The organism is Bacteroides gallinarum DSM 18171 = JCM 13658 (assembly GCF_000374365.1).
In the GTDB taxonomy this organism is placed as follows: Bacteria; Bacteroidota; Bacteroidia; order Bacteroidales; family Bacteroidaceae; genus Bacteroides; species Bacteroides gallinarum.
The window spans coordinates 35,851-42,514 of sequence record NZ_KB894150.1 but is presented as its reverse complement, the minus strand read 5'-3'; the positions used below and the strand labels follow the sequence as shown (position 1 = coordinate 42,514).

The 6,664-nt window shown below is 44.5% G+C and carries 6 protein-coding genes; all 6 read right to left on the bottom strand.

The features are described 5' to 3' along the window. Nucleotides 1-479: 479 nt before the first annotated feature. Nucleotides 480-1,610, bottom strand: a complete 1,131-nt coding sequence (locus C233_RS0116675; protein ID WP_018668693.1) for a universal stress protein — start codon at nucleotides 1,608-1,610, stop codon at nucleotides 480-482. An 86-nt stretch (nucleotides 1,611-1,696) separates the two neighbouring features. Further along, nucleotides 1,697-1,978: a hypothetical protein gene (locus tag C233_RS0116670; protein ID WP_018668692.1), complete on the bottom strand. Its 282-nt coding sequence runs from the start codon at nucleotides 1,976-1,978 to the stop codon at nucleotides 1,697-1,699. Nucleotides 1,979-2,177: 199 nt separating this feature from the next. Beyond that, the gene (locus C233_RS0116665; protein WP_025069021.1) at nucleotides 2,178-3,023 is read right to left on the bottom strand and encodes a tetratricopeptide repeat protein; all 846 of its coding nucleotides are present in this window, start codon (nucleotides 3,021-3,023) and stop codon (nucleotides 2,178-2,180) included. 13 nt (nucleotides 3,024-3,036) lie between these two features. Further along, the gene (locus C233_RS0116660; protein WP_018668690.1) at nucleotides 3,037-4,878 is read right to left on the bottom strand and encodes a BatD family protein; all 1,842 of its coding nucleotides are present in this window, start codon (nucleotides 4,876-4,878) and stop codon (nucleotides 3,037-3,039) included. Nucleotides 4,879-4,900: 22 nt separating this feature from the next. Further along, nucleotides 4,901-5,617: a tetratricopeptide repeat protein gene (locus C233_RS0116655; protein WP_026314895.1), complete on the bottom strand. Its 717-nt coding sequence runs from the start codon at nucleotides 5,615-5,617 to the stop codon at nucleotides 4,901-4,903. Continuing rightward, entirely contained in the window at nucleotides 5,614-6,642 is a 1,029-nt protein-coding gene (locus C233_RS0116650; RefSeq protein WP_018668688.1) for a VWA domain-containing protein, read from the bottom strand. Before C233_RS0116650 ends, C233_RS0116655 begins: the two co-directional genes overlap by 4 nt. Nucleotides 6,643-6,664 lie beyond the last annotated feature (22 nt).

The following is a 6,664-nucleotide window of genomic DNA, read 5'->3' as shown; positions in this document are numbered from 1 at the left end:
TCTTTGGAATACATACGGCAAATGCCGTACTGATGATAGACAAGATCAGGAACAGGACGGTGAAAGCGGCATGATATGATTTTACAGGCAGAGGCAGAAGATGTCTTCAGACTTCTTCCCGAGCGTCATGTCTTGTAGGGTAAGATTGTGTGAGAAATTACAGGAATAGGACTATAAAAATGGCATATGAAGTGAGTATGCTCTATCATCTTCATATGCCATCTTGATTTTTAGGGACATTTACTGAATATCCCTATATATCCTCAAAGCTTGAAGTTTATTAGTAATAGTTCAGGTACATTATACCGAAACTCAATTAGGGCATCCATAAATAACCGATAACAGTGTATCAGAATAGAAAATCATCTACCTCTAAAAGGAAAGAGTAGAGTTATATACTTTAAATGCGCTTATTATATTAAACATAATTTGCATATTATCAAAAGCAACTAAAAGAGCTAACAACCTTATACCGAAACTCAATTTGGGCGTCCATAAATAACCAATAACGGTGTATCGGAATGGAAAATCATCTTTCTGGCGATTCCGGGATTAAACAAACGGGAAAATATATTCCGTTTATATGATGTCAAAGTAATAATATCTATGTGATTGGTTTTAATATAATTATCCAAACTATTCAGAAAATCATCATTTTCCACAACATCGTAATGAATCTCTAATTGTGGATACTGTTTCTGGAAATACTCTTTAATACCACCTAATTTTATCTCGTTCCAAGTATCTTTTACATCGGCAAGATGAATTAAGGACACAGAGAAATGAAATGGTTTTAAGCTGTTTATCAAAGAATCGAAAGCAATTAAATCTCGCTGGTCAAAGTTCGTAATGAATGCAATACGTTTAACCTCACTGAACTGCTTGAACGGCGTATTCTCCGGAATAGCCAAGACGGGGATGCGGCTACGTTCGATAACCTCGGCCGTCACACTACCAATCAAGTCAATGTCCTTTTGGTTCTTGCCACGTGTTCCCATTACAATAATCCTCGGACGAACCTCTTTGGAATAGCGCAATATCTCCTCTTCCGGAATACCTTCCCTCAATACACAAGTATATTTTACATCAGGAAACTCCCCGGAAACCACTTTAGCTTTTACTTTATCGGATAAAGCATTTAAATCGGAATGCACCTTCTGCAATATATTCCTTACATTTTCCTCATCACTCAACTGATAGTTGAAAACATCACCGTAAGGCAATGACGTAGCATAAATAGGTGTAAAATACACATGCAGCAAAACAACCTCGGCATCTATATTTTTTGCGAAGTTGAAGCCGAATTCGCACGCTTTCAACGAGTAATTCGAAAAATCGACAGGAACTATAACCTTGTTACTCCCCTTCTCTATTTCCGGCGCCTTCCCCCCTACTACCTCTTCCGACAACCATGCCGAACTTTCGGTAATTTTCAAGGCATGAGGTAAATCACTTTCCTTAATACGGACACGCACACCGGAAGATACAACCGGCTGTATTTGATTTACATTATGAATGTAAGTCTCAATTCCTTCATTTTCGAGAACATTCTTCAGTATCTGTGCTTTTGCATACGTCAGAATCGCTAATGTCACTAATTTATCTTCCATACGAGTACCTAATTTATACGTTTATAAAAACAAACAAGAAATCCCAATTGTTTCTCGGCAATTGGGATTCTTTTTACTCTCTTTTCTTAAGCTCGAGCGGGTTCTGCAGGCTCACCCGCCATTTCGTCTAAAATCTTTAAAGCCCGGTCGAGCACCGTAGTATCGTCAATCATAACCAAACCGCCGTCCGGACCGGGTTCCAGGTGAATCCCTACGCTTTTGCCTTCCTTAAAGTTATGGCCACCGAAAAAATTTCTTACTGTGTCAACGTTAAGTCCGAGTTCGTCGGCTATTCTATGCATACTACCACTTGGTAATGAGTCTTTAATCTTACGAAGTTCATTAAATGTTATTGTTCTCATATTCATAAATTTAATGGTTAATACTCTGGATTCTCTTATCACGCTATAAACTTAAGGAAAAAAAAAGATAAAACAAACTATTTGCCGGTATTTTTCTACCGGATGTTTAACATTTCATAAATACCCAAAGAGCCCGTATGAATATGCGAGGACACCGGTTCTCCTCACATCTCATACGGGCTTCGTATTCAGTATTAAACTATTCTTAAATCACCTCGATTGCAGAAGTGGGAACCCACCCTACCTTACCGTCCTCCAAACGAATTTCTTTCCATTCGCGCATGGAATTATCCTTAATCTCTATTTTATGTCCTTCATGCAAGATAAACAAGCTCGTACCGCTCTCGCTCGGAGTACTCCGTACCGTGACACTAGGAGACAAGATAATGGCCTCGTTCCGATTCATCAGCTTACTTTTCTGCTCCGAAGCAAAAACATTGCTCACCACAACCAGAACCAGGCATATGAGTCCTGCTATAAACCCGCTTTTCTTCCACATAATCTGCTTGGAGAAGAAGAAAAAAGAAAAAGATACGAGCAAAAGAATAAAAAATGCCACTCCCAATTTAGCCCAGGCATCTACACTCAAGCAATTTATCAACGACTTAGTCCATGCAACAAAGAAGATATCAGGCACAGACACCACTTTGTCTATCGTTTTAGAACGCGCAATCTCTAAATTGGCACGAATGTCCGCATTACCCGGTTGTAACAACAAGGCACGCTCATAATTAAGAATCGCCTTGGCTATATCACCGGCCTTATAATAACTATTGCCCAAATTATAATAAACTTCGGCAGCCTCGCCCTTCTTCAACAAACTCTCGTAAATTTGAATGGCAGAAGCATAATCATTACGCACATATGCACTGTCGCCCTCCGCCTTCGTTACATTGTCATCCGACGATTTCGCCGCAGAAAACTCCGTATGCGAACCTATGGAAACAGAGTCTCCGGCAGTCCGGTTCAGGGAATCCGCACCAGCACCCTGCCCCCAGACAGCCACCGCCATTAACAGTACCAATGTAAAGGATATTATTTTCTTCATCATTATGTCCTCCCAATTAATGTTTTATAGAGTTTTCCATTTTACTGATTACCTCCAAAGAATCCGAATAAACCCTATCCATAGCCTGGTTATCATCTCCCGGAGCAAAACGGGCGAACTCACAGTTATTCAATGCATCGAGGAAATCCTTTATCAGCACATCATCCACACCGTAATTGCGAAGCGCCTCCTCTACATTATCCTTAGACAAACGGGAAACCGGAATATTCAGTTTATCGCTGATATACCCCCAAAGAGCCTTCAAGACTTCATCGTAGAATGCATCTTTCTTATTCTCCGCCAAAAGCTTACCCGCCAACTTCATACGTTTCACAGCTACCTTATTCGCCTTCTTCGTACGCATCCTGGCTACATTGGCATTGGCGGCAATCTGCTTGCGGTAGATGATAAAAAACAAAACAAATGCAACACCCGGTACAATATAGAACAACCAACAGAGCAAAGAACCGAAGAAGAAATCACCCTTCCGGGAAAGAATCACCTCATTCTGCTTGATATAGCGAATATCCTCATTCAGCACCTTCAAATCTTCCTTGTTGGTGAAGTTGGCAATGGTCTGTGCGGCATTACCGCTTCCCTTTTCCACACGAAGCACATATTCCTCCGTGGTTAAAGTCTTATACGTACGGGACTTGATATCGAAATAACTGAAATTCACCGCAGGAATCTTGTATGTTCCCGCATTGCGGGGAATAGCGAGATACTCGATTACCTGGCTACCGGAAAGCCCGGCATTCGTCAGTCGGAACTTATTATCCACTTTCGGGTCGTAGATTTCAAAATCCTCCGGAAATTTGACTTCCGGAGTAGAAATCAGCTTCAGATTACCCGTACCGGAAATGACGAGCTTCAACGTGACGGCATCGTTCGTCTTGACATCCGTACTGTTTATGGAAGAAGAAATGCTGAACTCTCCCACTCCGCCGGAGAACCCCGCAGGTTTACCCTCCGGCAATGCCTTCACATTGACCGTTAACTGAGGAGTAACCAGGGTTTTCTTTACCTCCACATAATTATTACCCCCATTGAAAAACGCCTCAAAAGGGTCGGCCACTTGGGTTACCCTGGCGATAGACGCATCGAAACGTGCCGCATCAATCGTCAGCTTTCCCGACTGTTGCGGAAACAGCACGAACTGGCGGTACACGGTTGTCTGGTAATTTCTCCCTTTGTAATGCTCAAGACTCCACTTGCGGTCATTAGGCAGCTCGACTTCCTGTGAATGAAACCCTTTGAAATCCGGAAGTTTCACATTATCGAAGCCACGCAAATCGACCAAGGTATATATCTTGTAAGTCAGCAAGAAAGCCTCCTGTTCGTACAAAGTAGTTTTATTGGCCGTAGCAGTAATAAACAAGTCGCTGTTCGAAACCGACGTCCCCGACGAAGCACGACTTGCCGAGCCGCCCCGTCTTCCATTGTTGCCGGAAGCCCCTCCGCTTGCCTGGTCTGCCGGGAGCACATTGACATGTACGGAATTGGAAACCATTTGATTACCCTCAGCCGTGATAGTAGCCCCGGGAATAGTAAAACTACCTTCGGCAGTAGCCATTAGGATATACGTAAATGTTATACTGCTGGTAGAAGTCGTTTGCCCGTTAATAATCTGCACGCTATTCTGCTGCGAACGGCTGGGCCCCATAAGCACGTCAAACCCTTTTATGGAAGGAGCCCGGAAATCCCTCACCTTCTGCGTAGTCACCGTATACGACAGCCTGAACTGGTCACCTACCGCCACGGCATCGGGGGCAGATGCAGTAAACGACACCTTGTCGTCCGCAAAGGCATGCATGCCCACTGCTATCAGCGCTATCCATAAGAAAATTATTTTTCTCATATATTATTTCCTATTATATTTGTTACCAATCCTTTTCCAGGCGACCGCCCTGGATAACCTGCAGTTTCTTCACCTTGTCCTGCACATCCTTCTCATCCTGCATTACAGAATTCAAAAGCTGCTCCGCATTCTCCTTAGACATCTCATTGTCTTTTTTCTGCTGCTGAGGAGGTTGTTGCTGTTCCTGGTTCTGTTGCTGGTCTTGATTTTGGTCTTTCTTATCCTGCTGCTCCTTGTCCTGCTGCTGTTGGTCATCCTGGTTCTGCTGCTGGTTCTGCTGATTTTGTTGCTGGTCTTTCAGCATTTTCTGGGCTAAGGCCAGGTTATAACGCGTTTCATCATCTTTCGGGTTGTTGCGCAATGACTGCTTGTATGCCTCCACCGCCTTCGCATAATCTTTCTGCGACTGGAAAATAACCCCCATATTATGATAAATCTGTGCCAGTCCGTCCTTGTCCTTCTCTATCTTCGTGGCAGCAACATACTGTTCCATAGCCTCCTGCAACTTATTTTGCTGCGCCAGCGTATTTCCGAGATTAAACATAGAAATCGTAAACTTGGGATTTACCTCCAGCGCCTTACGGTAATTCACCTCCGCATCCACATACACACTATCCTTGAAAAAACGGTTTCCCTTACGGATGAAATCGCGTTCGGCCTTCTGCGCCGAAACCGTAACCGCCGCCATTAGCAGCAATAAAACCATTCCTATATATTTCTTCTGTAACATACGCATCATTTCTTATTAGAAAACAAATGAATATTACGGAACAAAGGATTCTTGCGTTCCAATACCAGCATCTCGGCCAGCAACAGCAACAAAATAATCCATGCTACGGCCTGGAACTGCTCGTTGAACTCCGTATATACCTGTGTCTCCACATCCGCTTTCGCCATTTTATTGATTTCCTGGCTGATTGCCTTCTGAGCGGCATTCGTATTATCCACACGCACATAAATACCGTTGCCTGCCTTGGCGATTTCCTGGCACATCTGCTCGTTCAGACGGGTCACGATAACATTGCCGTCGCGGTCGCGGCGGTAATCATTGGTTCCTTCCGCCGGAATAGGCGCCCCCTCGGGCATACCCACACCGAGCACATTCACCTGGATGCCTTTCTCGGCGGCAGCCTTAGCCGCCTCTACCGCACCACCCTCATGGTTCTCACCGTCGGTTATGACAATGACCGCACGCCCCACACCCTCCTGCGGAGTAAAGCTGCGGGAAGCCAGGTTGACGGCCGCCCCGATTGCCGTACCCTGCTTGGAAATCAAGGAAGGGTCGATAGACTCCAGGAACATCTTTGCCGATATATAATCGCTCGTAATAGGAAGTTGCGTAAAGGCATCGCCCGCAAACACAATCATGCCCACCTTGTCATTCTCCATTTTATCCACTAACTGCGCCACCAGCCTTTTCGCCTTCTGCAAACGGCTAGGCTGTACATCCTGCGCCAGCATGGAGTTCGAAATATCCAGTGCAATCATCACTTCCACCCCCTGGCGCTTCACCGTTTCCAGCTTAGAGCCGAACTGGGGACGCGCCAACAGTACAGCAAACAGCCCGATAGCGGCAAATACCATCCAAAACTTCACATCCGGGCGATACCTGGATACATCCGGCATCAACTGTGCCATTAGTACCGGGTCGCCGAACTTGCGGATATCCCTCCGCCTCCGGTAATTGGAATACAAGTAGAAGGCCGCCAATAGAGGCAGCAACAGCAACAAGTACAAATATGCAGGTTCTTCAAATCGGAACATCTCTTTATTTACTATTTTACGA

What these genes read in the sequence shown, in the direction of transcription:
- C233_RS0116675 (WP_018668693.1), bottom strand. Translation starts at nt 1,610, where the DNA reads ATGGAAGATAAATTAGTGACATTAGCGATTCTGACGTATGCAAAAGCA.
- C233_RS0116670 (WP_018668692.1), bottom strand. Translation starts at nt 1,978, where the DNA reads ATGAATATGAGAACAATAACATTTAATGAACTTCGTAAGATTAAAGAC.
- C233_RS0116665 (WP_025069021.1), bottom strand. Translation starts at nt 3,023, where the DNA reads ATGATGAAGAAAATAATATCCTTTACATTGGTACTGTTAATGGCGGTG.
- C233_RS0116660 (WP_018668690.1), bottom strand. Translation starts at nt 4,878, where the DNA reads ATGAGAAAAATAATTTTCTTATGGATAGCGCTGATAGCAGTGGGCATG.
- C233_RS0116655 (WP_026314895.1), bottom strand. Translation starts at nt 5,617, where the DNA reads ATGATGCGTATGTTACAGAAGAAATATATAGGAATGGTTTTATTGCTG.
- C233_RS0116650 (WP_018668688.1), bottom strand. Translation starts at nt 6,642, where the DNA reads ATGTTCCGATTTGAAGAACCTGCATATTTGTACTTGTTGCTGTTGCTG.